This window comes from Acinetobacter sp. GW821-FHT01E09, assembly GCF_059422385.1.
In genome coordinates, this window is the sequence record NZ_JBWKWU010000001.1 from 2827940 (window position 1) to 2854762 (window position 26823).

Genomic DNA, 26823 nt, shown 5'->3' on the forward strand with positions numbered 1-26823 from the left:
GAAATGGCAACAGACCCAACTACTTCACAAAATGAAGTGTCAATAGACTGTAATGTATAATTTTTAATAATACGAACCAAATCAAGTTGCATGTTCAGACGTCTTTTCATAGACTGATGCGCATGCACGTTTTTTAATATAAATTAATGGAAGAAACACATGACGATTAAGCCTTTGGCATATGCATTGCTCGCAACATCATTACTTACTGCGTGTTCAACAACACCGACCAAGCAACAGAATAAAATAGATGCAAACGAGCCGTTTATTTACACTGAGCCTGAATTGTCTCCTCCGTTCTATGCATTAAACCCTTTCGATTACTCGCAACCGCCAGTTTTTGAATTAGAGTTGAAAAAAGCAGCGGCTCAACCTGTAAATAAACTCGAAGTGACAGATCCTGCAAATCCAAGCCAAAAAATCATTTTAGATACCAATAAACTGATTGTACCTACAGTAAATAGCGCACAACGTGCTATGAAATATGCAGTACTTGCTGGAAACAATGAAATTGACATCACAGCCATTGATGATTTCTTGCAAATGGTTGAAGGCAAAGCACGTCATTACCCACCACAATTTAGTGACCGTAAAGAACGTAAAGGCTTTGAAACTAAGTTGAAAGAAGTCTCTACTCAGCTTGACCAATTGGCTGCGGCACCAAATGCTTCTTTTGATGTTTTGATTCGTGCATTTAAAGCCAGTGTTTTAGGCCGTAACCTTGACTTAGGTTCTTCTTATACCACCAAGTCATTAGAGTATGCTCAACGTATTCTCAAAATCAACAAAGATGATGCTGAAGCAAACTTGTGGTTTGGTTTCTCTTTATCTGAGGGTGGCGGTCAAAAAGAAGCGATTCCATATTTAGATAAAGCCATCAAACAAGGTGTTCAAGAAGCCTATTTATCTTCTGCAAACAACTTTATTGGTATGGAGCAAAAGAAAAACGCGATCCAAACCTTGAAAAACTATAAAGTGAAATACCCAGAAGAAGCTGAAGTTGCTGATCGTTTAATTCAAGAAATTGAAAAACAAGGTCGTTACAACGTTTGGCAGGTTTTGAAAAACCCAGCTCTGGCAAAATAAATTTATAAATTTTTGAAAAAAATAGGCTGAACATTCAGTCTATTTTTTTGTTTATAAATTGAATAAAACTAACGTATGATTCAGACAAAGATTGATCTAGTTAATGATTATGCAATACTCAAAAAACAATATTTTGCTTTGTGCTTTAGCAATGAGCCCATTGATTTTATCTGGATGCCAAGTTGTCAGTGTAAAAAATCAAAAGGTGAACGTAACCATTGCCAATGAACGTGACAGCATTTTGACACGTTCAAAAATGAGTGAAGCCAGCTTAAATGTCTTGTCGATGACTGGACGAGAAGCCAAATCTTGTACAGATGAACCCGAAAAATGTGTGGCAGATTTAGCTGAAATCCCACAGATTCAAGATGAACAACTGCTTTCGACCGCAAGTGAAATTTACTTAACCAAAGCAATCAATCTTGGCGACTCATCAGATTGTAAAGTCAGTCTTTTTTCAAAACATCAATCCACTGAAAAGCAGCAAGCCTCTCAGAAAAACTATGAGCAATGTTTAGATCAGCAAATGGTGATGCTAGATAACAGTATCCGTTATAGTTATGCCTATTTGTTTAAAACTGAACGCCAACCTCAAGACCGTATTTTTAACAACAGACAAGTTCAGATACGTGACTTTTATAATCAAGCTTTAGCCAAACTGATTTCGACATATGCCATAAGAAATAAAAACCAAAAAGTGGCAAAACAAATTAAAGTGGGCAAAAGCACTTACCGTATTAATTTTAATGGCTACCCTGCACTGGCTCAAATTGAACTTGAAGATCTCGTTTCAAGCTATAATTTAAACTTCTCAGGATTACGCTCGATCAACCGTAGAGACGGTTTCGGTGCAGAATTTGTCGCAATTTTACCCAACACGACAGCGCCTGAAGAAAACAAATATATTGTGAATCCGTTTGATTATAAATACAAAAATGGCATGAATCCCAATATTCATCAACCGCGTTATTTATCGGTCAGTATTGCAGCACAACCTGAAAATGCAAATGAATCATTACAGAACATCTTACATAACCCAAATTTTCAACTGAATGTGTATGACCCGTATAGCATTGAAAATTTAAAAATTGGCGGTAAGCAATACCCACTTGCTGCAAACTTTTCAGCTCCCTATGGCCTATGGCTGGCTCAAAACAACTTAGGCATCGCAGCTTATTTGAGCTTAATTGATCGCGATCAAAGCCTGACCATGCCTCATTTATATATGCTTGAACCGTATAACCCAAATAAGAAAGTGATTGTTTTGGTACACGGTTTAGCCAGTAGCCCTGAAGCGTGGATTCGTTTAACCAATGATATTATGGGCGACAATGTATTACGTGAGCACTATCAAGTCTGGCAGGTTTTTTATTCAACCAATATGCCGATCTTAGAAAGCCGTTTTCAGATCAATGCTATCATTAATCAAGGTTTTGCTTCAATTAATCAAAATTCGGCTTCTGCTAAAGATGCCGTGTTGATTGGGCATAGTATGGGCGGGATTATTGCGCGCTTATTAGTCAGTGATGCCAATCTGACACAACCCGCCTTAAAGATGTTGAACAATCGTAAATTTGATAAATTTAAAGATGATCCAATGTTCAAATCTCGTTTGACCATTCAATCTGTGCCTAATTTTGATCGTGCTATTTTTATTTCAGCACCACATCGCGGTACTGCATTTGCTGATCGCTGGTTCACTTTGGCTGCTCGTCGAATTATTAAGCTGCCAGGCGCCTTCTTGGGAGCTTTAGCTGACTCTATAGATGATCGTGATTTAAATGCAAAAAACTTTTTAAAAGATGTTGGGCATGGACTGATTCAAAATGGTCCAAGTGACTTAAGCCATAGCTCAAACTTCACCAAATTGACTGAAAACGTTATGCCAAAGAAAGACATGATCTATCATTCAATTATGGGGAATATCACCAATAGCACTGATCCTAACGTGATGACGGATGGAATCGTTCCATATACCAGCTCACATTTAGACGGCGCAGTATCTGAGAAAATTATCAAAGGTGGCCATTCAATCCAAGAGACACCTGAAGCCGTATTGGAACTTAGACGGATTTTAAGATTACATTTGACTGAGCTTGGGCTTTATAAACCTTAAACTCAGCGTCCAAGCACGTAAAAATGCCAGTCAATTTCAATTGGCTGGCATGGAATTATTGGTTTTATAAAAACCTAAGGTCTTATCAGAATCAGTGAATAACTTATTTATAAATCAGTGGTTCCTGCAAAAAGCGCTATTACATCTGCTTCGGTTAGTTTTTTTGTGTCATTGTTAAAAGCATAAAACTCAGGTTTATTGTCTATAAAAATTTCCATATCGAATTTTATATCTTGAGGCTGTTGATCCAATGCAAATGCATTGATATTGCAATAACTTTGGTCTTTAGTCCGCCAAAATAAATTTGTGCCACAGCAGTTACAAAAACCTCGCTCGCCCCAATCAGAAGAATTATAAATACTTAAGTGCTCATCTTGAGAAAACTGTAAACTGCCCTGTTCGACATCAATCGTCATAATTACACCGCTCGTTTGTCTTCTGCAAATTGAACAATGACACGCATGAACATCATGATTTTTTAATTCAACCGTAAAAGTTGTTGCCCCACAAACACATTGCCCTTTCATAATGATTTCCTTGTTTTATAAATTTTCCATAAAGATACTACAATGATGTAGTGAAATTATAGTGAAACAGATATTTTTTATCATACCCATGTTTTTTAATTGAAAAGCGAAATGATTCGCTCTAAATTAGTCAATACAACAATTTAAATATAATATTTGGAAAAGTATGCGTTATAAAATTATAGATGTTTATCAGCTCCAAAATATTCAACGGTATATTGCAAAGTGTCTAAAGACACAATCACCTCAATTCATTGTGATTGAAAGTGATCAAACCTTATGTAAAGAGCTCGATATTATTGATGTCGACTTACAAGCATCGATTGCCACGTGGGCAACGGGTGAAAGAATTGATTTAAAAATCATTCATCAATCCAACCATATTGAAAAATTCTACGATTTTGAACATTAAAAAGACCAACTCAATCGTTCAAATTCAATAAAAAGTTTGACAGTAAATCCCCCAACATCATATTTTACTTTAAGTTCTCTTTTAGAACCCTATATAAAGGATAAATATATGAAACACCCAAAAGAAATGACAGGGCTTGAATTTCTACAAGCAATGGTTGCTGGACAAATTCCTAGAGCATCGATTAGTGAAACCATCCCGATGGATTTACATGAAATTTCGCATGGTCATGCAAGTTTTAAAGTCAAAGCGGACCAACGTCATTTAAATCCTTTAGGCGGCGTACATGGCGGTTTTGCAGCAACAGTTTTAGACTCAGCAACAGGTTGTGCAGTACATACCACCCTAGAAGCAGGCGTAGGTTATGGCACCATCGATTTAAATGTAAAAATGTGCCGCCCTGTACCTCAAAATAAGCAATTATTTGCTATTGGACAGTTGATTAATTTAAGTAAAAGTCTTGCCATTTCTGAAGGGAAATTGGTCGATGAAGATGGCAAATTATATGCACATGCAACAGCGACCTGTATGATTATTCGTACATAATTGACTGCTTAGAGTGCTATTTATATTGAATAGCACTTATTCAGCATTAGCCTTCGGTTCATCAACATACATCTTACCCATCTTCAGCTGTTTTAGGCTCTCATCCCATTCCAAATTACGCTTACAATTGATTGCTTCTGCACGGCTAATTTCTGCCATGTTTTGCCCACAATATCCCCCACCAACTTCGACTTGAACGATAGCTTTGGCTTGATTATTGATAACCTGATAAGAAAATACCGCACTGTTAAAAATTTCTTGTATGGTTTTATGATCTTTAGATTGGTAGATCACCAGCTGATCTCCCCCATGCCCTCTAAATACACCATCTTCAACACACCGAATCGAGTCAGGTTCATAAATATATTCTGGCTGATCATCCCCAATTAAATCCACAACCGTAACAACATCTTTCATATCAACCGCTACAGCTTGCTTACAATGTTTCTGCGCATCTTTTACCTGCTGTATAAGCTCATCAGGATAATTGAACGCTTTAGATTTATGCTCTATTTTTGCTTCAGTAACAGTCGTAGGAATTTCGGCTTCAACTTCACTGCTTGCCTTTCCTGTATCAGCTTTTGCACGATCAACTTTGTCATTATTATCTGCTGCAATCGCTGCTTTTTTCGTAGACTCCGCTGGAGCTGCATTCTGAGAATTTTGTTGAGAACAAGCGCTTAAGAAAACAAGCCCTGATAAACTCAAAATATTGACGATGTTCAAAATATTTTCCTAAATATAAACTAAGGTTTATTAATAAAATAAATACTTAAAGTTATGAAATTTAACTATAAAAAATGAAATCAGCAATTTTATAAAAGACCGAATAATAACGATTTTTGCTCTGATATAAATTCACCTTTAAAATTTTAACAAATTTACTTTCGCATTTTGCTCAAAATGTTTTCTAAAATATTCAGTCTGATACAAAGGTTGCATGTGATAAAAATGCTGTAAAACTTCTGCTCTTTTGACTTTATAGATTTCTGCATCAACCCACGCGTATTCTTGTTGAATTTGCTGTTCATATTCTGCAAAACGTTCAGCAGAGCTAGCTAAAATTGCTAAATCGATATCAAGTAAATAATTTAAATCATGCTGTTTAGACGGTTGATGCTCTTGTGTTGCAATGATCCATTGAGAAACTTTGTCTAAGACCGATTGCGTTAAAATATCCGCACAATGCTCACGCATTAATTGAGCACTTTGTTGTTCATTATCTTTTGCTTGTGGATTATAAACGGCATCATGAAACCAAATTGCCAACTCAACAGCAACAGGATCACTCAATTGCGCTTTTACTTGGTGAAATAACTCAAGGCATTCGACAATATGTTGAACCGTATGATAATGACGTTGTGGCTCAGTATAAGCAGCAACAAGCAACTGCTGTAAAAAAATACAATGCTCTGTTTCGATTGCTATGTGATTCGCAAATTCACCCCAATACTGATTGAATGGTTTGAGGTAATCTTCTGTTTTAGCTATGATCATATTTATAGAACATCTAAGACTTTATATATTAATACAACATTTTTGGTTGTTATCCCATGATCAATAAATCAAAATTTTTAGCCCCTTCTCATTTAGACAAATTTGCTTGTTATAAACACGCTGCCTATTTTCAAGATCTCATTGATATTGAATGGCGAGGTCAAATACAGTCCTCCACACAAAATAAACGATTTAAAATCAAATATTATGGAGAGATTTTTGAAGAATATCAGCTCATTTGTGGGACAGACTTTGCACCAGAACTCATCTACGCGGTAGATGTAGAAGGCAATGAAGAAATTTTACTTTTTGATGGTACGCAACATGGCTATGATCCCATGTTCTGTGATGAGTTTACACATGAACAAATCACCGAAAGACCGTTAATCCATTTTTATAAAGATCAGGACAATCAGGATGAATTCGAGATCATTTTTAGTGTCTATGACAATATAGATTATGATGAAGAACTAAATGATTTTCTCAATCAAGACGGTGAAATTGAGCTTATTTCGGGGGAAATAATTTCTGCTGAGAGATTAAAATTAGATGGCTTTGATTTTGTTCAAATCAAAGCGGTAAATTCGCTTGGTCATGAATACATTATTTTTGAAAAAGAGCTGGCTTAAAGCAAGCCAACTCTCTTTCAATACATTAAACGCTTTAAATACTTAAGCAACTTGCTCATCACGCTTAAATACCAGTTCACCTTTCAATGAACTCTCGGCATCGAAATAATAACCATCAGTATTAAAGGATTTAAGATCATCCATTTTTTTCAATTGATTTTTAATGATGTATCGAGCCATTAAGCCACGCGCTTTTTTAGCATAGAAGCTAATCACTTTATATTTACCATTCTTCTGATCTAAGAATACTGGTTTAATAATATCAGCCTGAATTTTTGCTTCCTTGACCGATTTATAGTATTCATCAGAAGCAATATTGACCAATAACGTTGAGCCGCTTTGTTGCAAATCCTGATTGATCAAATCGGTAATTCGATCCCCCCAAAACTCATAAAGATTATGACCACGGGTATTGGCAAGTTTTATTCCCATTTCCAAACGATACGGCATCATTAAATCAAGAGGACGTAATAAGCCATATAGACCAGATAAGCTGCGTAAATGATCTTGCGCAAAATTGAGATCGTCTTGCGACAAACTATATGCATCCAGACCAGTATAAACATCGCCTTTAAATGCAAAAATTGCTTGTCGCGCGTTGGCAAAACTAAAGTCAGCATTCCAGTCACGAAAACGCTCCGCATTGAGATTGGCAATTTTTTCACTGACACTCATCAAACTGGCAATATCTGAAGCGGAGAGTTTACGACTTAGGTCTATAAGCTGTTGAGATTGATCCAGCAGTCTTGGTAGAGTGTGCGTATCGGTCGGGAGTGCTGACTGGTAATCGAGCGTCTTAGCAGGGGAAATTAAGGCGAGCATGGTCTTCCTGATCAAAAAATAACTAATCAAACTATAACAGTCGGGATATTTTAATTCCAATTCATGTTTTCTGTGAACAGAATCGGTAAACTATCGCACTTCCCTGCTTATGATCGTTTAAATTATGTCCGAACAACTGTTCATTCAAGGTTCGGTTGGCAAAATTGAAGTTTTTGTTGACTATCCTGTGGGCGAAGTAAAAGGTTTTGCTGTCGTTTGTCATCCTCACCCACTGCAAGGTGGTACACCTCAACATAAAGTTCCTGCTTTACTTGCACAAATCCTCTCTGAACAGGGTTGTGTGGTCTATCGCCCAAGTTTTCGCGGTTCTGGACAAAGCGATGGAATCCATGATGAAGGCTTTGCTGAAACTGAAGATATTCTAGAGGTCATTAGACACGTTAGACAATTACACAAAAGTCTACCTTTCTATGTTGGCGGTTTTAGTTTTGGTGCACATGTAATGGCAAAAGCCTATCATGCGCTCCCTGATGAAATTAAACCGCAACAAGTGATCTTATGTGGTTTACCAACATCCACTGTAGATGGTCTACGTCATTATGTTACCCCAGCAATTAAAGGCGATATCCTGTTTGTACACGGTGAAGCAGATCCGACGACTAAACTCTCTGATTTGCTTGAATGGGCGAAACCACAACGTCATTTGATCACCGTATTGCCAGGTGCAAACCATTTCTTTACAGGTTATTTAAAGCAGTTAAGAATCGCAATTTCGCGTTTTCTTCTTGTGCCATAAATCTGAATTTAAAAAATTTAGGATAAATAAGGTGAGTGATTCACTTTATTTATCCGTTCACATCATCCCAACTCAAACCAAATTTCGCCAAATACTTTTTCACGCGATCGCTGTCGTTGGTGGTTTGTCTTTGCTCGCGAGATACAGAAAATAAACGCCGTCCAGCATCGGCCATGGATTTCGATTTTTGGCAAACATCAATCACCCCCTGCAATTGAATACGATCAAATTCATCAATCTGCGCCACTTGTTCAGCACTTAAAATTTTCATCAGTGACGATTGGGTTAAAGCCTCTTTATTTTCAGCAATATTCCAAATTTGTTGTAGTCGGCCAATCTCAGCATTTACTTCATGTAAACCAATACGCTCACCATTGGCTAAAGTCGCCATACGTGTCACGCTTGCAGTTAAATCACGAAAATTCCCTTGCCAACTGGCGTCTAAAGATTGCGCAAATTTTAAATATTTTTCTAAGGCATCGGTATGAAAACGTAACTGCCGTTGATGCGCAACAGCAAAACGCTGTAACTCAAAGGTGATGTTCGGTTCAATATCTTCCACACGATCTTTTAAGCTCGGTAAAAAGAAGGTCCATGTATTTAAGCGAGCCCATAGATCTTCACGGAACCGCCCTGCACGGACTTCCTCACGTAAATCTCGATTGGTTCCAGCAATCAACTGAAAGTCAGCCTGAACCTCTTTATCACTTCCTACATGAAAGAATGACTTATCCTCCAAGGCCTTGAGCAACATGGCTTGCTCATCCAACCCTAGCTCGCCGATTTCATCGAGAAATAAAATGCCATTATCCGCACTTTTTAAATAACCAGTACGTGCTGCAATAGCACCTGTAAATGCACCTTTACTATGACCAAATAATGTCGACATCGCACTATCACCAACCAGCGTTGCGCAGTTCACATCAATAAAGCGCCCAGAAAGATGAAATTTTTCCTTTTTCAATTGATAAATTTGCTTAGCTAAATGCGACTTACCGACCCCTGTTGCACCCATAATCAAAATTGGCGCACTTGAGCGTGTTGCAACCAGTTCTACTTCTTGAATCATTTGATTAAAGTTTTGGTTCTTCGTGGCAATATTGGCTTTTAACTGCTGCCAATTTTCAGATTGTTCATGTTCAAACCGCTGGGTTAATGCTGCATATCGAGATAAATCTAAATCTATAATACGATATTCACCCTCAGGTTGTTGTTTACCTGTAGGTGCACTTTGAATGAGTTTGGCTGGTAAATAATGCGCATCAATTAATAAATACCAACATATTTGCGCAACATGCGTACCTGTGGTGATATGTAATAGATAATGATTGTTCTCAGTATCAAAAGAATATGATTTTACAAAGTCATATAATGCACCATACATATCCGAAAAATCCCAGGGATCACGGATATTCATCTTATGGCCAGTAATTTGGGTTTGCGGTGAAATTTCTAAAGCATCTTGTCGCAAATGATCAATTAAGCTGACATTTCGGCGATCATGTAATAAAACCAGCTCATCAACCACTAAATCTTCATGCATCAACAAACTCATGGTGGGACGCCAGCGTTGCCAGCGATCAAGTTTTTTCCCTTGATCTAAAGTTGAACCCACAAAACCAATCACGACTGTTTTTTTAAATTTTTGCATATTTCTATAAATCTATAAAATTTTATATATCTTGCTTAAAGCATAGTTTTATTTTGTCAAAAATCAAATACTGTTTATACCGTCATTTTTTAATATTTTAAAAATCTCAGTTTCTCTTTTGAATATAATGCGACTATACTATTGATGTACAAAACTTTTACTCACTTCTCCCATCACCGTCTGATTCGACACTTTTTTGATGGAATCCACCCTGCTTTGTTGTAAAAACAATCATAGAAAACATTTTAAATATTCAATAGGTTTTAATTCCTCATGTTACAGTTTACATTCTTAGGGACATCCTCTGGTGTGCCCACATTAACACGCAATGTGTCAAGTTTAGCGATTCATTATTGCAAAAGCAAAGACTGGATATTGGTTGATGCAGGCGAAGGTACACAGCATCGTATTCAACAAGCAAAACTCTCTTTACAACATTTAAAAGCCATTTGCATTACGCATGTACACGGCGATCATTGTTATGGCTTGATGGGTTTACTGGCAAGTGCTGGTATGAATGCACGCAAAGATCCGATCACGCTGATTGCACCCAAAGAAATTCAGCAATGGTTTGAAGTAACCTGTCAATTCACTGAACTTTTCCTGCCTTATCCAATACATTTTATCGATGTAAATACTTTGACGAATCCCTTTCAATTGGATGAGCATATTTCCATTGACGTTCATCACTTACACCACCGTGTGACAAGTTATGCTTATGGTTTTAAAGCGACACAAACTCAGCGCAAACTCAATGTTGACGTTTTAAATCAACTCAAAATTCCAAAAGGTAAACTATGGGGTGATCTACAACAAGGTCAAAATATTGAGTGGAATGGGCAGTCCGTCTTAAGTCAAGATGTTCTCATTCAAAACACTCAAAGTGTTTATGCCATTGTCGGTGGAGATAACGATCAGCCAGAATTACTATCGAACGCTTGTCAGGATGCAGCACTGCTGATTCATGAAACAACCTATACTCAATCGATATTAGACAAAGTAGGCGCAGGCCCAATGCACAGTTCTGCGAAAATGGTCGCTGAGTTTGCAGAATCGATTCAACTACCTAATTTAATTGCAACGCATCTCAGTGCCCGTTACCACGATGCACAAGGTGTGCAAAGCATTGGTAATGAAATTGCCCAGTACTATCATGGCAATTTTTACATTGCTGATGATTTTGATCAGTATGAACTAAATATGCACGGCGAATTAACACCGTTTCGCACTGGGAAACCCTGGGAAAAGTAATTTTCCCAACTTCAATTTAACGCTATGCAATATTATTGAATCATAGATGGTCGTTCTATCGTGTGGAGATATGGATATCGCCCATTGTGTAGGAATGCTGGGTACAGGATCTATCCCTCGCCCAACATGAGCAAAACAAAGCTCAGCTTTGTTTGCAGCGCAAGGTTTGGCCTCATCTTCAAAAGGTGTGGCAGTGTAAGCTTTTTATATTCAAATAGTTTATTCCGCCATGCAATTAATTTAATTAAAAATATGAATTAAAAAAAACATCTTTTTGTGCCTGAGTTTTTAATAGGTTGACTATATCCCAACTAACTTTGCTTTTAGCTGGAGTTAGTGTCCTTTTTTATTTGCACAACATTAGGCTCATTGATTTTTTACTTTAAAAATAGAAATAAAGATAAAAATCTATAAATAAAGATATTTTATTTTATACCTTTTAAATTTTAAAACAAATAACCACTGAACTTTTAAATTTTTTAAACTCATAAAATCAGTCACTTAAAAATAAAATTTCATTCCAAAACAAAACTTGGCACACTCTCTGCAATATCTATCTCAAGAAATTAAAAAATCACTTGAGGATGCTGTCATGGCGAACAAGACAATTTTTGCCTCTAAACAACAGGCAAAACCAAAAACCATTGAATATAACGAAGCTGGTGGTCGTGCATATAAATTAAAATCTCGTGCCGCATTAGCACAGCTTGCAGCAACAGGTACACTGAATCAGACCTTTTATCAAAATGCCCAAGTACAACTTGATAATATTCTAAACCTAGCGCTTGAAGTAGAGCCTGAATTTGTGGCTAAAACTGCAATTTATGCACGCCAAAAGGCACATATGAAAGATACACCTGTGGTGTTATTGGCTTTACTTTCTGAACTTGATGCAGAATTATTTAAGCAAGTTTTTCCATTGATTATTGATAATGGAAAACAGTTGAGAAATTTTGTTCAAATCATGCGCTCTGGAATGATTGGTCGTAAGTCATTGGGTTCATTACCGAAACGTATGGTCAATGAATGGATTCTTTCAGCATCAGATCAACAATTGATTGCGGCCAATATTGGAAACAGCCCTTCACTTGCTGATGTGTTAAAAATGACTCATCCAAAACCAAAGACAGTACAACACGATGCTTTTTTTGCCTATGTCCTAGGAAAAGAATACCAACTTGTCCAACTACCGACTCAAGTGCAAGCATTGGAAGAGTTTCGATTGGGAATAGCAACACAAGTACCTAAAGTACCGATGCAGCTTTTAACCAATTTAAATTTGAATGCAAAACAATGGGCTGAAATTGCAAAAAATGGTTCTTGGCAAATGCTACGTATGAACTTAAATACCTTCTTACGCCATGATGTTTTTAAAATCAAAGGAATGACAAAAATCATTGCCGATAAATTGATGGATGAGCAAGCCATAGCCAAAAGTCGAGTATTTCCATATCAATTGATGATGGCTTGGTCAGCACTTGCAGAGGATATGCCACATGAAATTGCCAATGCGCTAAAGTTTGCTATGCAGCGCGCCATCGCCAATGTACCGAAACTTGAAGGAAATGTGGTGATTGCGATTGATGTTTCTGGTTCGATGTCGAGTTCTGTGACGGGTTATCGTCAGGGTGCAACCTCTCAGTTACGTTGCGTAGATGCTGCTGCATTATTTGCTAGTGCATTTAAATATGTAAATCCAAATATTCGTTTGATGCCGTTTGATACTGAAGTTCGTCAATTATCCAATTTCAGCAAAGTACAGGAATATTTAAAACGAAAAAATTTTGGAAAACAGCAAAATTCAGAAATAGATATTTTTGCTTTGGCTAAAAAGTTTGCCAGCATGTGTGGTGGAGGAACTGATTGCTCTAAGCCTTTGGAACTGTTAGTGAAAGAAAATGCCAAAGTTGATATGGTAATTTACTTCTCTGATAATGAATCATGGGCAGATCAAGTTCCAAGATCACATCGAAAAACAGGGATGATGCATTATTGGAAACAGTTAAAACAGCATAACCCTGATGCAAAACTGGTGTGTGTTGATTTGCAACCCTATACCACCACACAAATGCCTGAACATAGCGATGTGATGAATATCGGTGGGTTTTCCGATACGGTATTTCAACTGATTGAAAGTTTTGCTAAAAATGAAATGCATGCAGATCATTGGGTAAACGAAATTGAAAAAATAGATATTACACAAACTCAGCTTTATGCAAGCTGAATGTATAAACAAATTTGATCGAGTCTCTTCAAGTGTTTACATTTAACAATGTCCACACTTGATAAGACTGGGTTAGATAAAAAGCACAAATGCCATAGGAACTACATTTCAAGATTATGCTGTTTCTATATTTAATTGTTGTGCTAAGTAAGAAATTGCCAAATGCAGATAGAACTACATTACTTTGAATAATTGATGTTTTATCGACACCTTTGTTGGCAAAATACATCGCATAAAATGCGTTAAGGACTACATCTTTAATGCGTAGGTCGGTGGTTCAAATCCACCCTTTTCACGCTTTTCCAAGTTTGAAAAGTAGCTCAGTTGGATAGAGCAACGAAACGTCTTTAACATTTTGTTTATGCAAAGCAGTAAAAGAATCAAATGCTTCAAGGACTACATCTTAAAATTGACGTCATCGGTGGTTCGAATCCACCCCATCATTTCGATGATGGTCGCCAAGTGGTAAGGCACGAACGTCTTTGAAAAACTTGTTGATTCACTTGTAGGGCAGTATATGAAAATATGCTGGGGTCATCAGTCCATCAAATACTCATAGGACTACATTAGAATTCACAGATCAGGGGTTAGATTCCTCTGCTGTATATACATACAGTCGCTTAAAGCAAAAGCAGTGAATTGTTTGTCTTATAATCAAATTTGTTGATGGGCTTTGACCTATGTTTAAACGATCAAATGCCTGTTGGATTACATCGCGATCTTACGCACAGTATTTTGGGTACTGCACATATCCAACACTACTTTTTTGATCTTGTATCACCAAGAATGAAAGTACATCAAATGCTTTGAGGACTACATTACGCGTTTGTCGGTGCTTCGATACCACCCTGTATGACAACATACAGTAGCTCAGTTGGTAGAGCCACGACTGTCTTCAGCCTTTTGTTGATGTACTCTTATTATAATAATTAGATTTACGCAATAAGCAGTCACGAATATAGATTGGATTTCATAGTAACGCCTTAGTGCAGGGTTTAAGCCCTCCTATCGTGTTCACCCACAAAATCTGATCTTAACGTTTGTGACTGCTTTTCTTTTTAAACTCATCATGTTTAAAAGCGATACTTGTGAATCAATAAAAAATTTGCTAGCTTGGATACTCAACTCAAAACCAAAGACAGGTGTCAGTCTGCAAAACGCAAATCATGTCTATACAAGTTATTGTTGATGATAACAATCTTGATCTTGCTTTAGAAAAACTAAGAGTCAAAAAGTACTATCTAGAAACTAACCACTGGTATAAGAAATGCCATAACTATCATGAAAAACCGCCAAGTAAAAGTCGTAAAAAAAGCGAATTGAAACTTTTACATGGGCATAGTCAAATCCTAGAAGATGATCCTCTCGCACTGAGGTTAAAAATCCATATCGAAGAACATTATCAACCAAGTGATGATAATACGGTATGGGATATGAACAAAGATTAAGACTCACAAATTTCATCAAACTAACTCTTGGGAGAAGAAATTCTCCCAAGCTAGATTTCATACTATAATCTGTAACATGATAAATATCCTGAATAATAACAATGCGTACTTGGTTTGCTTTCCTCTTATTTCCTTTACTAATTTTTGTATTCTTATTTTTCTTCTATGTCATTTTTTTGCTTTCACTCACTTTGGGGTGCGGTTTCCAGCAAGAAGATATCTCAACCTGCTCAAAAATTTATTATTTTTCAATTATATCAATATTTCCAATAGCAATTTGGCTCGGCTATTTTACAACTAAATTTGCACCACATTGTGGAAGATATTTCCTTAGTAGTATTTATAACCTAATATTTTCAATCACTTTATTTTCATATTTACAAGGCTCTAAAATAAGCCTCATCTTTTCAATTGGTTTTAGCCTACTTTTCTTGTTATGTTTAGGAATTGGTTGTTTTATATTTCATTTAAAATATAAAAATAGATAAATTACTATCTAAAATAATATTTAAATTTACATAATTTTTTTAAAATATACATTTAAAATAAAATTTAAATTAATTTATTAATTAAAAATCAATATCTTATAAAATAAAATTAATTGAAAAACAAAGTTGGTACACTCTCTGCAATATATAGAACATACATCATGAGGTGTATATAAATATCACCTGCCTGCAACCGCTTGGCAGGCAGGTTTTGAAAAGGATCAAAGCAATGACTATGTTAGTCGCAGAACACATCGAAAAACAAACTTCCTTAGCACAACATCAGGAACATACTTATAACGTTATTCAGGATGCTAAAGGTGTTCCTATAAAAATGTGGACCAAAGGTGTCCCTGTTGATGAGAAATCGAAAGACCAATTATTAAAGACAGCACAAATGCCATTTATCTATAAATGGATGGCAGTAATGCCAGATGTACATGTAGGAATCGGAGCAACGATTGGGAGTGTAATTCCAACCAAAGGCGCAATCATTCCTGCTGCGGTCGGTGTAGATATCGGGTGTGGAATGATGGCCGCACGTACTTCGCTAAGCGCATCAGATTTACCAGATAACTTACACGCACTGCGTACCGAACTTGAACGTTTAATTCCACATGGTATGACCAAAGGTCGTGGTCGTCGTGACCGAGGTTCATGGGATACACCTACTGCACGTGTTGATCAGGCTTGGGCTGAATTGGTGACTGATTTTGAATATATTTGCGCCAAGCATCCCCGTTTGAAAAATACCAACAACCATAAACAGTTGGGTACTTTGGGAACAGGAAACCATTTTGTTGAAGTCTGTTTAGATGAGCATCAACAAGTATGGATTATGTTGCACTCAGGTTCTCGTGGTGTAGGAAATGCAATTGGTAACCACTTTATTGAGCTTGCACGTAAAGATATGCAAAAGCACTTTATTAACCTACCTGATAAAGATTTAGCTTATTTAGTGGAAGGGACTGAACACTTTGATGATTATTGGTTTGCGGTGGGTTGGGCACAACGATTTGCTATGAAAAACCGTGAGTTAATGATGGAAGCTGCAGTTCAAGCTTTACGAATCATCATCAACAAACCATTTCACGCCAAAGTAGAAGCCGTAAACTGCCACCATAATTATGTGGATAAAGAAGAACACTTTGGTCAAGAAGTGCTGGTAACACGTAAAGGTGCTGTACGAGCCCGTTTGGGTGAGTATGGGATTATTCCGGGTTCAATGGGTGCGAAATCTTTTATTGTCAAAGGTAAAGGAAATCAGGAGTCTTTCTGTTCATGTTCGCATGGGGCTGGTCGTGTACATAGTCGTACTGCGGCGAAAAAGTTGTTTACTGTTGAAGATCAGATTGAACAAACCAAAGGTGTGGAATGCCGTAAAGATGCAGCCGTGATTGATGAGATTCCATCTGCATATAAGCCAATTGAAGATGTGATGAAAGCACAAAGCGATTTGGTGGAAGTGGTTTATACCTTAAGTCAGGTTGTTTGTGTAAAGGGATAATATAATGATGACCAACATCTCCAATCCGAGCATAACTGAAATTCGAGCATGGGCATTTTCGGATACATATTTGCCTACTACTGAATGGGATTTATACTTGGTCTGGAAAGATGAATTATTACTTTTTCTGGAACTCGCAGTAGACCACAGATGCAATAAGCAGAATTATTTTAAGTATCTGCTTTACTATATGGTTGCTTATCAATTTAAAAGATTAAGTGATCCCTTTGAAAAAACTTTGGTTTTACAGCGGTATTTAAGTGAGTCTAAACAGATAAAGCATGGAGATATTCGTATCTGGAGAAATGAGATTATAGCCTTACAACGTAATATTCACTCTTTTTCATATGATGTATGGATTGAAAAAGGACTTATATATCATAAAGCTTTTAGTCTTTCACAAATTCCTCCTAACTGAATGTTCAATTTGGGATGATGCATTGGATTATTCTTATTTAGAATTTTGTAATTATGATCTACCTAAAGACGATGATTATAATTTCATGACCACTTGGCATGAAAATCAAACTTTAGAAGATGTTATAGAATTTGCCGAATCAATTCCAGTTGATACATTACCCCAGCAAACTATATATGAAATCGTTGTGTTAAATATTGATTGACTATTAAAAGCGATAAGGAAAATAAAATGAAACTTGCAGAAGCACTTTTATTACGAAGCGATCAACAAAAGAAACTCGCTTCATTAAAACAACGTATCAATGCGAACGTATTGGTACAAGATGGTGATGAGCCATCCGAGGATCCAAATGAGTTATTAAAGCAAGTATTTGCATTAACTCAAGAATCCCAAAAACTTGTTTATGCCATTCATCAAACCAATGCTTTGGCAAAATTAACAGATGGTCGTTTATTATTGGCTTTACTTACTCAACGTGATGAGCTTGTAGAGCGTCATAAAATTTTAACGTCTGCCATCAGTAACACACAACGTGAGCCTGACCGCTATAGTACACGTGAAATCAAATGGCATAAGGTCATTCCAGTATCATCCTTGCAAAAGCAATCCGATGATATCAGTGCCAAATTACGCGACTTGAATGTATTGATACAAGCCACCAATTGGCAAGTTGATTTACTTCACGTTTAAAGCCATCATTTAAAAGCTTTGATAGGGCTTACCCTATCAGATCTCGAAATATATTGGGCGAGTACAAGATCTAAGGCTGTATAGATTGAAATAAAAGTCAGCATCATTTTTGGGTAATGACAGCGAAGCGGATTTAGAGCGGAAACGCACCAATCAAATCCATCACCTTTCATCACTTAAACCTTTGTGAATCAGAGTGACTATTTACACAGCATTACCACGTACTGACAATATATTTCACCTTATCTCAAGTGATTCGTCATTTGAGATCACCCGAACATACTGGGCGAGTGCAAGATCCCCTACCTCCACAACACAGGATTGAAAATAAGGTGTAGTGGCTTGATGAGCGAGCGGGTTAGCTTAAAACTTTAAGCACAAATCAACCCATCACTACGTACAAGGCAAACCTTTGTGAAAGCAAAGTTACAATGCACTAAGCATCACCATGCACTGACAGTATGTTCACCCCTTTTTGGAATTTTTAATGAATTACCCTTGTTCTTGTTGTCATCATTACACGAGAGATCAACCTTCGGGTAATTTTGACTTTGAGATTTATCCAGTTTGTTTTTGGGAAGATGATCCTGTACAAAATATTCATCCAAATTCAAAAAGTGGTGCAAATGCAATCTCATTAGCAGAGGCACAAGATAATTATCAATAGGGTCTGTTGACAATTCGTCTATGTTTGCGACTACGTGTGTTTTTTAGGCGATACTAGGCGCGAGATACGAAATTTAGTCATTCTAAATGAGTAGTTCGTAACGACGTAACGGCAAAAAACACGCTAGTCCCCCGCTGCGCCTTGCGCTGCAAACAAAGCAGTGCTTTGTTCTTGCTCAGGGTTGTGGCTAAAATTATCTCAGCCTGCGTTATGAAACTCGAAAATAGTCTCGCTATTCTCTTCGTTTCATGCCTTGCCTGCTCAATTTTAACCTACAACGCAAGCCATTTATGAAATGTCTACAGACCCTAATATACTGTAAGTGAATTACGATTTTTAAAACATGTTCGAAAACCGAATGATTTAGAAAGAAATGATGAAGAACAAAATGAACACATTAGTAAAAAATAAAACCATCCAAATTGATGGCTCACAAGGTGAAGGTGGAGGGCAAATTTTAAGAACTGCCCTTTCATTGTCTATGTTAACGGGTATTCCATTTGAGCTTGTGAATATTCGTGCAGGGCGTAAAAAGCCGGGCTTAATGCGACAGCATTTAGTCTGTGTACAAGCATCACAACGCATCAGTAATGCCATTGTGGAAGGTGCTGAACTACATTCACAAAAATTATATTTTCAACCCCAACAAGTTCAAGCGGGTAAATATGATTTTCATATTGGTTCAGCGGGCAGCACAGTATTGGTTTTACAAACACTACTGCCTGCGCTGATGATGCAAAATGAAATCAGTCACATCAGTATCCACGGCGGAACACATAATCCAATGGCACCGACTGCAGATTTCATAGAGTCTTGTTTTCTACCTGCTCTTCATAAACTTGGAATAAAAGTCGACTTTGAATGCGAACGTGCTGGTTTCTTTCCAATTGGTGCAGGTCAAATCAATATTACAACTTATCCGTGGATAGATAAGCTTGAATATTCAGTATTAGATAAAGGCAAATTACTGGAAATACATGGCTATGCCGCTGCTTTAAATATTCAACAGAATATTGCGGATCGTGAACTGGAAGTATTGCATAACAAATTGAGCTTAAGCCAACGTAATAGACTAAATTTTCAAGGGATTAGTCAAGGGAATACGGCTTTTGTGGTGTTAAATTACCAACACCACCAACAAGTATTTTCTGCGTTAGGTGAAATGAAGAAAAGTGCAGAAAAAGTAGCGCATGATTTAGCCAAAGAAGTTAAATCCTTTTTAGCTTGCGATGCTGTGGCTGACGAATATCTAGCAGACCAACTTTTATTGCCTTTAGCTTTAGGTAAAGGCGGTGCATTTACTGCTCAAGTTGTCAGTGAACACACTACGACACAAGCTGAAATGATTCAAAAATTCTTAGATTGTGAAATTCACTTTGAAGCAATCAATGATATTTTTAAGGTGAGTGTCATCACATAAGCTACAGCTATGCTAAATCCAGTTTACAAGCTCATCAATTGCTTATCTTTATGTGCCAATTCATTTTAAATTTCATACTTATTGGCACATTATGTAAATAAATGACCCAACTATTCATTATATAATCAACGCCTTAAATAAGTATGATTTTAAAGTAGAAAATACCCACTTAAGGAATAAGGGAAATGATGAGAGTTTTATTGGGGTCAGCATGTATCGCATTTTTAACATCGACAGCTTTTGCAGAAGATATCGTGGGAACTTGGCGTTATATCGATGACAAAACTGGTGAAGCAAAGGGACTGGTTAAAATTGAAAAACAAAGTAACGGTACCTATGCGGGTACAGCATTAAAAGCAACACCACGCCCAGGCTACACCCCAAAAGAATTTTGCACCAATTGCCCTGCACCTTATACCAACAAGCCAATTATTGGCTTACAGGTAATCTCTGGGCTAAAGACAGATGATCATGTGAGTTATACTGATGGGAAAATTATTGACCCAGTTTCAGGTAAAATCTATCGCTTAAAAGGTAAAGTCAGCCCAAATGGCAAGAAACTATTTCTTCGTGGATATTTCGGTATTTCAGCAGTAGGTCGTAGCCAAACATGGTTACGTGTCGAGTAATAGCATAATTTAATTCATAATAGAAATGACAGTTTTATCTCAATCAAACTGTCATTTCTAAACATCTATTTTGAATGATTTTTAAATCAGTTATTCACAGCAAGTTGATATAAAAAATCTAAATGTGTAGCTGCATCACCCTTATCTAAATTGAGATCACTGGCACGCCCACCCAATCTCAGTGCAGGAAGATAACAATACATTTGATTATCAGTTAATTTACCATATTGAGTTTGTGCCTTTGCTAAGGCTGATTTTTCTAAAAATTGCTCAATGATCTCATCATCACAAATCCAGTCATTAAAAAAATCTGTTAATGACCAAGCTGTTACCCCAATATCCGAGTTGTGCGGGTCGATAAAGGATACATCCTCATCGCCATCATCGCTCAATAAACGATAATAAAACACCAAACCAAATGCCGAAATAGCAATGGGTAATCGGGTCATATCAGGTTGATCTTTCATTAACCATGACCAAAGCACATCTTGATAAAGCTCAGGGTTAATGATCTGTAGCAAACCGTTGCCATAGAAGCCAAAACCATGATTTTGCCAAAGCTCTATAAGTGCTTCTGGTAAATACGCTTGATATTTTTTTACAGTTTCAGGACTTACTGTATTTCCTGCCTGATCTACTGAAAATTTATTGATAAATGCTTGTAATTGCATAAGTATCTTCTCTAGCCCTGCTTATACTTTCCATTCAAATCCACTAAACGCATCATCTTCTTTTAATGTATTTTCGACAGCATTTGCCAATTGCTTAATCATGCTCTGGGTTGCAATCTTCTTAAACCATGCTTGTTCTTCATCAGCATGGGCTGAAATTTCACAAGTTAATAATCCTTGATCATTTAAATGACAATTAACCCCCAAACCAATTGGATGATTTTCTACGCTGACAGCAAGGTCTTCATCGGAGTGTGTTGTTTCCGCTTTAAAGCCATATTGAGACAGTTGTTTTAACAACAAGGTCGTCACGTATTCCTGAGTGACATAACATACATTTTCACCATGGTTGTGACTGTTAATATGATTCTCACAGTTTGCTGTAAATTGTAATGTTCTCATTGCTTCATCCAAAAGGCTTTATAGTTGTATGGTTTTAGAATAAGCAATATAAACAAAACAGCCAAGCATTTGCTTGGCTGTTTTTAATTAATTATACAAATATTAGACAAGGACTGATTTATTCGGTGACTTGAATCTGAAGCCCCGCCTGATTAGTGAGTTCAGTAAATGTTGGGAAACTTGTTGCTACAGTTTCAGTACCGATAATCTTGATCTCGCCTGAGTTCCGTAAACCCGCCATAGAAAAACTCATTGCAATACGGTGGTCATGGTGCGATTCAATTTCACCGCCAGAGAAAATTGCAGACCAGTCGCCCGATTTACCTTTTCCTTCAATGATGATGCCATCATCAGTTGGCGTACAATCAATCCCCATGGTTTTTAAACCATCTGCCATCACTTGGATACGATCAGACTCTTTAACCCGTAATTCAGCAGCACCTGTCAACACCGTTTTCCCTTCAGCACATGCCGCAGCAATAAACAAAGATGGAAACTCATCAATTGCCAACGGTACTTGATCTTCAGGCATATGAATGCCTTTCAATGTACGGGTACCACGGATACGTATATCAGCAATCGGCTCACCGCCTGCAATTCTTTCATTTTCAACAGTTAAGTCTGCACCCATTTGCTTCAGGATTTCGATTACGCCTGTACGAGTTGGATTAATCCCAACAGCTTCAAGGGTAATATCTGAACCTTCAGTAATGGCAGCACCCACCATAAAGAATGCAGCAGAAGAAATATCAGAAGGCACTTGAATCTCTGTCCCAACTAACTTGCCACCACCGTGTAATGAAATACGATTACCTTCCGTTTTTACAGCATAACCAAAAGCACGTAACATACGCTCAGTATGGTCACGGGTTGGTTCAGGTTCAGTCACAGATGTTTCACCCTCTGCCCATAAACCTGCCAATAAAATTCCAGATTTGACTTGCGCAGATGCCATTGGCAAATCGTAATGAATACCTTTAAGTGCTTGAGCGCCAGTAATAGAAACAGGCGGAGTACCACGTTCACCCGTGGTTTGAATTTGCGCACCCATTTCACGTAAAGGTTTTGCAATACGCTCCATTGGACGCTTAGACAAAGACGCATCACCCGTCATCACAGAGTCAAACTGTTGTGCTGAAAGCATGCCTGAAAGCAAACGCATCGACGTACCAGAATTACCCATGTACAGTGCCGTTTTGGGCGCTTTTAAACCATGAATACCCACACCATGAATGGTCACTTCACCATTTTTAGGGCCTTCAATACTGACACCCATATCGCGAAATGCTTGAAGTGTTGCTAAAGCATCTTCACCTTCAAGGAAACCTGTAACGTGGGTTGTACCTTCAGCGATTGCACCAAACATGATGGAACGATGTGACACTGACTTGTCACCCGGCACGGTAAATTTACCTTTAAATGTCTTCTCACCTGGCAAAATGGTAAATTGTTGTGTCACCTTATTTTTCTCCATCAAAGGTTTATTGGCGAGCATATGATTGAAATGCTGTCGTGCCGCTTGTGCATGTCCTAGCAATCCCATCAGGGCTTGTGAATTCTCATCTTCAATCAGTTGACGTAATGTCGCAAGTTGCGTTTCAAAACCATCAACTGCTTTCAATATGGCTGTTTTATTGGCAAAAAATATATCATGCCACATCTGCGGATCACTGGCAGCAATACGTGAGAAGTCACGAAAACCTCCAGCGGCATAACGGAAAATATCTAAGTTATCTTCACGATTTGCAAGCTGTTCAACCAGATTAAATGCCATCAGATGCGGTAAATGACTGGTATGTGCCAACACTTCATCATGTTTGTCCACATCCATACAAATGACTTCGGCTTTTGCAGCCTGCCAAAGCTGAATCAGTTTTTCAACTGCCCAATCAGCACTGCTCGGCAACGGCGTTAGAATCACTTTATGATTCACAAACAAGTCAACTTTACCAGCATGGACACCTGTATGTTCTGCACCAGCAATTGGATGACCAGGTACAAAACCTACAGGAAGATTTTCACCATAGACAGCATGTGCTGCTGCCACCACATTCCCTTTGGTACTTCCGACATCGGTAATAATGGCGTTTTCAGAAACATAAGCTTGAATCGTTTCAAGCACTTTCTGTGTCGCGCGAACGGGCAAAGCCAGAACGATTAAATCTGCATCTTTTACAGCTTCGACAGGATCACTAAAACCCGCAGAAATAATTCCTAAAGCTTTTGCATCTTCCAGCGTTTTTTTTGAGCGCGTTGACGCAACAACATTTTCAGCAAGATGTTCTGCTGCAATTACACGGGCTAGACTTGAACCAATCAGTCCAAGTCCAATAAAAGCAACTTTTTTAAATAAAGGTTGTGACATAACGATTTTGAACTACCTATTTCACAACGACATCAAAGCACAGCAATCGGATATGAACCCAGTACACGTACTTCTTTAACCAGTGGGCGAATATCTTCAATCGCCGCTTTAACATTGTCCTGTTCCACATGACCTTCAAGATCAATAAAGAATACATAAGCCCATTTTTCAGGTAATGCCGGACGGGTTTCAATACTGGTCAAACTAATGTTGTGTTTTGCAAATGGTGCAAGAATTTCCAATAAAGCCCCTGCACGGTCATGTGCTGAAATCAGTAATGAGGTTTTATCATTGCCACTTTGCGGTACTTTTTCACGGCCGATTACCAAGAATCGTGTCGTATTTTCAGGGTTATCTTCAATATTGCCGTGGAGAACTTCTAAGTCGTAGATACTTGCAGCCACATCAGATGCAATTGCTGCTGAATGCCATTCATTGCGAATACGGCGTGCAGCCTCCGCATTTGAGCTTAAAGCCACACGTTCTACACCCGGATAATGTGCATCCAACCACTTACGACATTGCGCAAGTGTTTGTTGATGTGCATAAATTTGTTTAATACTGTCTTTACGAGTATTTGAAGAAATCAGGAATTGGTGATGAATACGCAATTCAACTTCACCAATCACATTTAAATGCGATGCTTTAAAACAGTCTAAAGTATGGTTAACCACACCTTCAGATGAGTTCTCAACTGGAACTAAACCATAATGTGCACTGCCCGCTTCAACCTCACGGAACACTTCATCGATCGTTGGTAGTGGACGAACCACAGCATCCTGACCAAAATGTTTTAATACAGCAGAATGGGTATAAGTGCCGACTGGACCTAAAAATGCAATACTTTGTGGTGCTTCCAGTGCCAAACATGCAGACATAATTTCACGGAATAAACGTGCCATGGTTTGATCTGACAATGGCCCTTCATTGCGCTCCATAACTTGACGTAAAACCTGTGCTTCACGTTCAGGACGATAAAATAACGGATTCTCTTCTGCTGCAAATTTTGCTTTAGCAACTGATTCCGCCAGTTTTGCACGGCGATTGATAAGTTGTTGGATTTGCTGATCTACAGAGTCAATATCTTCACGGATTTGAGCAAGATCTAGAGAAGTCGTTTTTTGATCATCGTTGATCATTGTTATGTCGCCCTTTAAAGTCGAGAATTACGAGAAGTCTATGTTTTAGACCACTGACAGTATAACAATAGTTCAGTTTAATTTGTTGGGCAATAGTGCATTTTTCAATGTTTCACTTTCAACTTATATATTGAATAAAATGTCATCACTTTATAACTTTTCTGACTACAAAATGAATTACAAAGCAGCTATAGAATTTTAAGCATTGCGCTCTATGATAAAAAGCATAAGCGCATTTCGAGTCATAGAATATGAATAAAAAAATCGCTGTTCTCATTACCCATGATTTCGAAGATGCGGAATATCATCATCCCGTTGAAGCTTTTCGAGCTGCAAGCCACTCTGTACGCAATATTGAAAAGTCTGCGGGGAATATTGTGTATAGCAAACAAAGAAAATCTTCGGTCAGTATAGATTTAGGCATTGATGAAATCTCTGTTCGGGATTTTGATGCGCTAATGATTCCGGGTGGATATTCCCCTTATCATCTTAAAGAAGATGAACGGTTTATTGATTTTTTACGTAATTTTGCCAATGCGCAAAAACCTATTTTTTTATGTTGTTACAGTAGCCATTTGCTTATCGATGCACAAATTGCCATTGGACGGCGCTTAACCTCAATTGAAGATATCCTCAAAGAACTTAAGGACGCTGGCGCTGTGGTTTTTGATCGCGAAGTGGTAAACGACAACAATTTATATATTTCTTCACGCTCGACTTTTGAGTTACCTATCTTTATCAATGAATGTTTAAATGTATTAAGCGCTTAGTTTATTAATTTTAACCTTATTTATGAAATTTTGTATCTCTTTTATAAGTCAAAATGATCATATTGCATGAGTGATATGGGTATTGAAAGCCCATTCCCCTTTTGGGAAAAGACTAGAGTGACGAAGCTTTTATGTTGATCTATGCTTTAAAAAGGATTTACGGCTGAAGCCTAATATAAAAATTTAAAAGCTTATCCAAAAAGCGAAATGATTAATTTATTCATCATTGTTTGTACCAATGGATTTAAACGTTTAAGCTAAAATCACGTTGTAAGGGCTTTACAGCAATATGAGTTGACTTATTCAATATAGCCTCACTAGTGGTCAAATATACCTACTCAAAGCTTGACCATTAAAACCTATAACAGAATCGAAAAAGAAATATGATCTCCTGAATATATCTTCTCTTTTTTGCGAATCTCTGCTTTAAGTGGCAGTAAATAGCCCTCTGATTGCTTGTCAGGAAATATAGATGTTTTCCAGATACTTTTACCCAGTGTGACAGTAATAGGTACAGCACCCCAGCTTCGTTTCTGATGAATGTATTTTTTTATTTCTTCAGATTGTAATTTGGAAATAAGAGCATAATGCCATCCACCAACACCCAAATACTGCTGGACTGTTGATTCAATTTGAAAAGAAACTCCATGATCCATCATTTTAATTTCACTCGAAAGTTTAAACAGCT

General features: G+C 37.5%; 26 protein-coding genes and 1 pseudogene. 17 read left to right on the top strand and 10 right to left on the bottom strand.

Going from position 1 to position 26823, the window contains the following annotated elements:
* Positions 1-159 precede the first annotated feature (159 nt).
* Positions 160-1086, top strand: coding sequence for an ABUW_2363 family tetratricopeptide repeat lipoprotein (locus tag AC07U8_RS13010; protein ID WP_270384130.1), 927 nt, complete (start codon positions 160-162; stop codon positions 1084-1086).
* Positions 1087-1189: 103 nt separating this feature from the next.
* Complete coding sequence (locus AC07U8_RS13015; protein WP_494738006.1) at positions 1190-3202, top strand: lipase family alpha/beta hydrolase; 2013 nt, start codon at positions 1190-1192, stop codon at positions 3200-3202.
* Positions 3203-3309: 107 nt separating this feature from the next.
* Here the strand turns inward: AC07U8_RS13015 and AC07U8_RS13020 are convergent, their stop codons facing one another.
* The gene (locus AC07U8_RS13020) at positions 3310-3729 is read right to left on the bottom strand and encodes a GFA family protein (RefSeq protein WP_056511984.1); all 420 of its coding nucleotides are present in this window, start codon (positions 3727-3729) and stop codon (positions 3310-3312) included.
* A gap of 166 nt (positions 3730-3895) precedes the next feature.
* On the opposite strand from AC07U8_RS13020, the gene AC07U8_RS13025 reads away from it, so the two are divergent.
* A complete protein-coding gene (locus AC07U8_RS13025) occupies positions 3896-4141 on the top strand; it encodes a hypothetical protein (RefSeq protein ID WP_004719281.1) in 246 nt (81 codons plus the stop codon).
* A 108-nt stretch (positions 4142-4249) separates the two neighbouring features.
* Positions 4250-4687, top strand: a complete 438-nt coding sequence (locus AC07U8_RS13030; protein ID WP_004719280.1) for a PaaI family thioesterase — start codon at positions 4250-4252, stop codon at positions 4685-4687.
* 36 nt (positions 4688-4723) lie between these two features.
* Here the strand turns inward: AC07U8_RS13030 and AC07U8_RS13035 are convergent, their stop codons facing one another.
* Complete coding sequence (locus AC07U8_RS13035) at positions 4724-5413, bottom strand: hypothetical protein (RefSeq protein ID WP_494738007.1); 690 nt, start codon at positions 5411-5413, stop codon at positions 4724-4726.
* 138 nt (positions 5414-5551) lie between these two features.
* On the bottom strand, positions 5552-6184 hold the full coding sequence (locus AC07U8_RS13040) for an HD domain-containing protein (RefSeq protein WP_494738008.1): 633 nt from the start codon (positions 6182-6184) through the stop codon (positions 5552-5554).
* A 56-nt stretch (positions 6185-6240) separates the two neighbouring features.
* On the opposite strand from AC07U8_RS13040, the gene AC07U8_RS13045 reads away from it, so the two are divergent.
* The gene (locus AC07U8_RS13045) at positions 6241-6813 is read left to right on the top strand and encodes a hypothetical protein (RefSeq protein ID WP_494738009.1); all 573 of its coding nucleotides are present in this window, start codon (positions 6241-6243) and stop codon (positions 6811-6813) included.
* A gap of 42 nt (positions 6814-6855) precedes the next feature.
* Here the strand turns inward: AC07U8_RS13045 and yaaA are convergent, their stop codons facing one another.
* Positions 6856-7635, bottom strand: a complete 780-nt coding sequence (gene yaaA, locus AC07U8_RS13050; RefSeq protein WP_419279976.1) for a peroxide stress protein YaaA — start codon at positions 7633-7635, stop codon at positions 6856-6858.
* Positions 7636-7759: 124 nt separating this feature from the next.
* Here yaaA and AC07U8_RS13055 point away from each other — a divergent pair, with 124 nt between their 5' ends.
* A complete protein-coding gene (locus tag AC07U8_RS13055) occupies positions 7760-8392 on the top strand; it encodes an alpha/beta hydrolase (RefSeq protein ID WP_004719268.1) in 633 nt (210 codons plus the stop codon).
* 49 nt (positions 8393-8441) lie between these two features.
* Here the strand turns inward: AC07U8_RS13055 and rtcR are convergent, their stop codons facing one another.
* Positions 8442-10043 (bottom strand): RNA repair transcriptional activator RtcR, encoded by a 1602-nt coding sequence (gene rtcR / locus AC07U8_RS13060; protein ID WP_234624330.1) that lies wholly within the window; start codon positions 10041-10043, stop codon positions 8442-8444.
* Between the two features lie 273 nt (positions 10044-10316).
* Here rtcR and AC07U8_RS13065 point away from each other — a divergent pair, with 273 nt between their 5' ends.
* From AC07U8_RS13065 to AC07U8_RS13110, 10 genes and pseudogenes are all read left to right on the top strand, one after another.
* Entirely contained in the window at positions 10317-11294 is a 978-nt protein-coding gene (locus tag AC07U8_RS13065; protein WP_494738010.1) for a ribonuclease Z, read from the top strand.
* 592 nt (positions 11295-11886) lie between these two features.
* Positions 11887-13518, top strand: a complete 1632-nt coding sequence (locus AC07U8_RS13070) for a TROVE domain-containing protein (RefSeq protein WP_494738011.1) — start codon at positions 11887-11889, stop codon at positions 13516-13518.
* Positions 13519-14684: 1166 nt separating this feature from the next.
* Positions 14685-14966, top strand: a complete 282-nt coding sequence (locus tag AC07U8_RS13075) for a hypothetical protein (RefSeq protein WP_494738012.1) — start codon at positions 14685-14687, stop codon at positions 14964-14966.
* 723 nt (positions 14967-15689) lie between these two features.
* The gene (locus tag AC07U8_RS13080) at positions 15690-16961 is read left to right on the top strand and encodes an RtcB family protein (protein ID WP_494738599.1); all 1272 of its coding nucleotides are present in this window, start codon (positions 15690-15692) and stop codon (positions 16959-16961) included.
* Positions 16962-16965: 4 nt separating this feature from the next.
* A complete protein-coding gene (locus AC07U8_RS13085; RefSeq protein WP_494738618.1) occupies positions 16966-17379 on the top strand; it encodes a hypothetical protein in 414 nt (137 codons plus the stop codon).
* Positions 17378-17584: pseudogene (locus tag AC07U8_RS13090) on the top strand (DUF7684 family protein); the annotation flags it as partial. The gene AC07U8_RS13085 and the pseudogene AC07U8_RS13090, both read left to right, overlap by 2 nt.
* A 26-nt stretch (positions 17585-17610) precedes the next feature.
* Positions 17611-18072, top strand: a complete 462-nt coding sequence (locus AC07U8_RS13095; protein ID WP_494738013.1) for a DIP1984 family protein — start codon at positions 17611-17613, stop codon at positions 18070-18072.
* A gap of 487 nt (positions 18073-18559) precedes the next feature.
* Positions 18560-18739 carry a CPCC family cysteine-rich protein gene (locus AC07U8_RS13100; protein ID WP_419263389.1) on the top strand — a complete coding sequence of 60 codons (180 nt, stop codon included), beginning with the start codon at positions 18560-18562 and terminating at the stop codon, positions 18737-18739.
* A 388-nt stretch (positions 18740-19127) separates the two neighbouring features.
* Positions 19128-20159, top strand: a complete 1032-nt coding sequence (rtcA, locus tag AC07U8_RS13105; RefSeq protein ID WP_494738014.1) for an RNA 3'-terminal phosphate cyclase — start codon at positions 19128-19130, stop codon at positions 20157-20159.
* 185 nt (positions 20160-20344) lie between these two features.
* Positions 20345-20788 carry a DUF2147 domain-containing protein gene (locus tag AC07U8_RS13110; RefSeq protein WP_244013084.1) on the top strand — a complete coding sequence of 148 codons (444 nt, stop codon included), beginning with the start codon at positions 20345-20347 and terminating at the stop codon, positions 20786-20788.
* Positions 20789-20874: 86 nt separating this feature from the next.
* Here AC07U8_RS13110 and AC07U8_RS13115 read toward each other — a convergent pair whose 3' ends face one another.
* The 4 genes from AC07U8_RS13115 to pheA form a co-directional block, all read right to left on the bottom strand.
* Positions 20875-21459 (bottom strand): GAD-like domain-containing protein, encoded by a 585-nt coding sequence (locus AC07U8_RS13115; RefSeq protein ID WP_004822558.1) that lies wholly within the window; start codon positions 21457-21459, stop codon positions 20875-20877.
* Between the two features lie 21 nt (positions 21460-21480).
* Entirely contained in the window at positions 21481-21861 is a 381-nt protein-coding gene (locus AC07U8_RS13120) for a hypothetical protein (protein ID WP_004822559.1), read from the bottom strand.
* 118 nt (positions 21862-21979) lie between these two features.
* Positions 21980-24226: a bifunctional prephenate dehydrogenase/3-phosphoshikimate 1-carboxyvinyltransferase gene (locus AC07U8_RS13125; RefSeq protein WP_434279370.1), complete on the bottom strand. Its 2247-nt coding sequence runs from the start codon at positions 24224-24226 to the stop codon at positions 21980-21982.
* A 32-nt stretch (positions 24227-24258) separates the two neighbouring features.
* Positions 24259-25365: a prephenate dehydratase gene (gene pheA / locus AC07U8_RS13130; RefSeq protein WP_004719240.1), complete on the bottom strand. Its 1107-nt coding sequence runs from the start codon at positions 25363-25365 to the stop codon at positions 24259-24261.
* A gap of 251 nt (positions 25366-25616) precedes the next feature.
* Here pheA and AC07U8_RS13135 point away from each other — a divergent pair, with 251 nt between their 5' ends.
* On the top strand, positions 25617-26135 hold the full coding sequence (locus tag AC07U8_RS13135; protein WP_004719237.1) for a DJ-1/PfpI/YhbO family deglycase/protease: 519 nt from the start codon (positions 25617-25619) through the stop codon (positions 26133-26135).
* A 359-nt stretch (positions 26136-26494) separates the two neighbouring features.
* Here the strand turns inward: AC07U8_RS13135 and AC07U8_RS13140 are convergent, their stop codons facing one another.
* The gene (locus AC07U8_RS13140; RefSeq protein WP_096734460.1) at positions 26495-26794 is read right to left on the bottom strand and encodes a DUF1905 domain-containing protein; all 300 of its coding nucleotides are present in this window, start codon (positions 26792-26794) and stop codon (positions 26495-26497) included.
* Positions 26795-26823 lie beyond the last annotated feature (29 nt).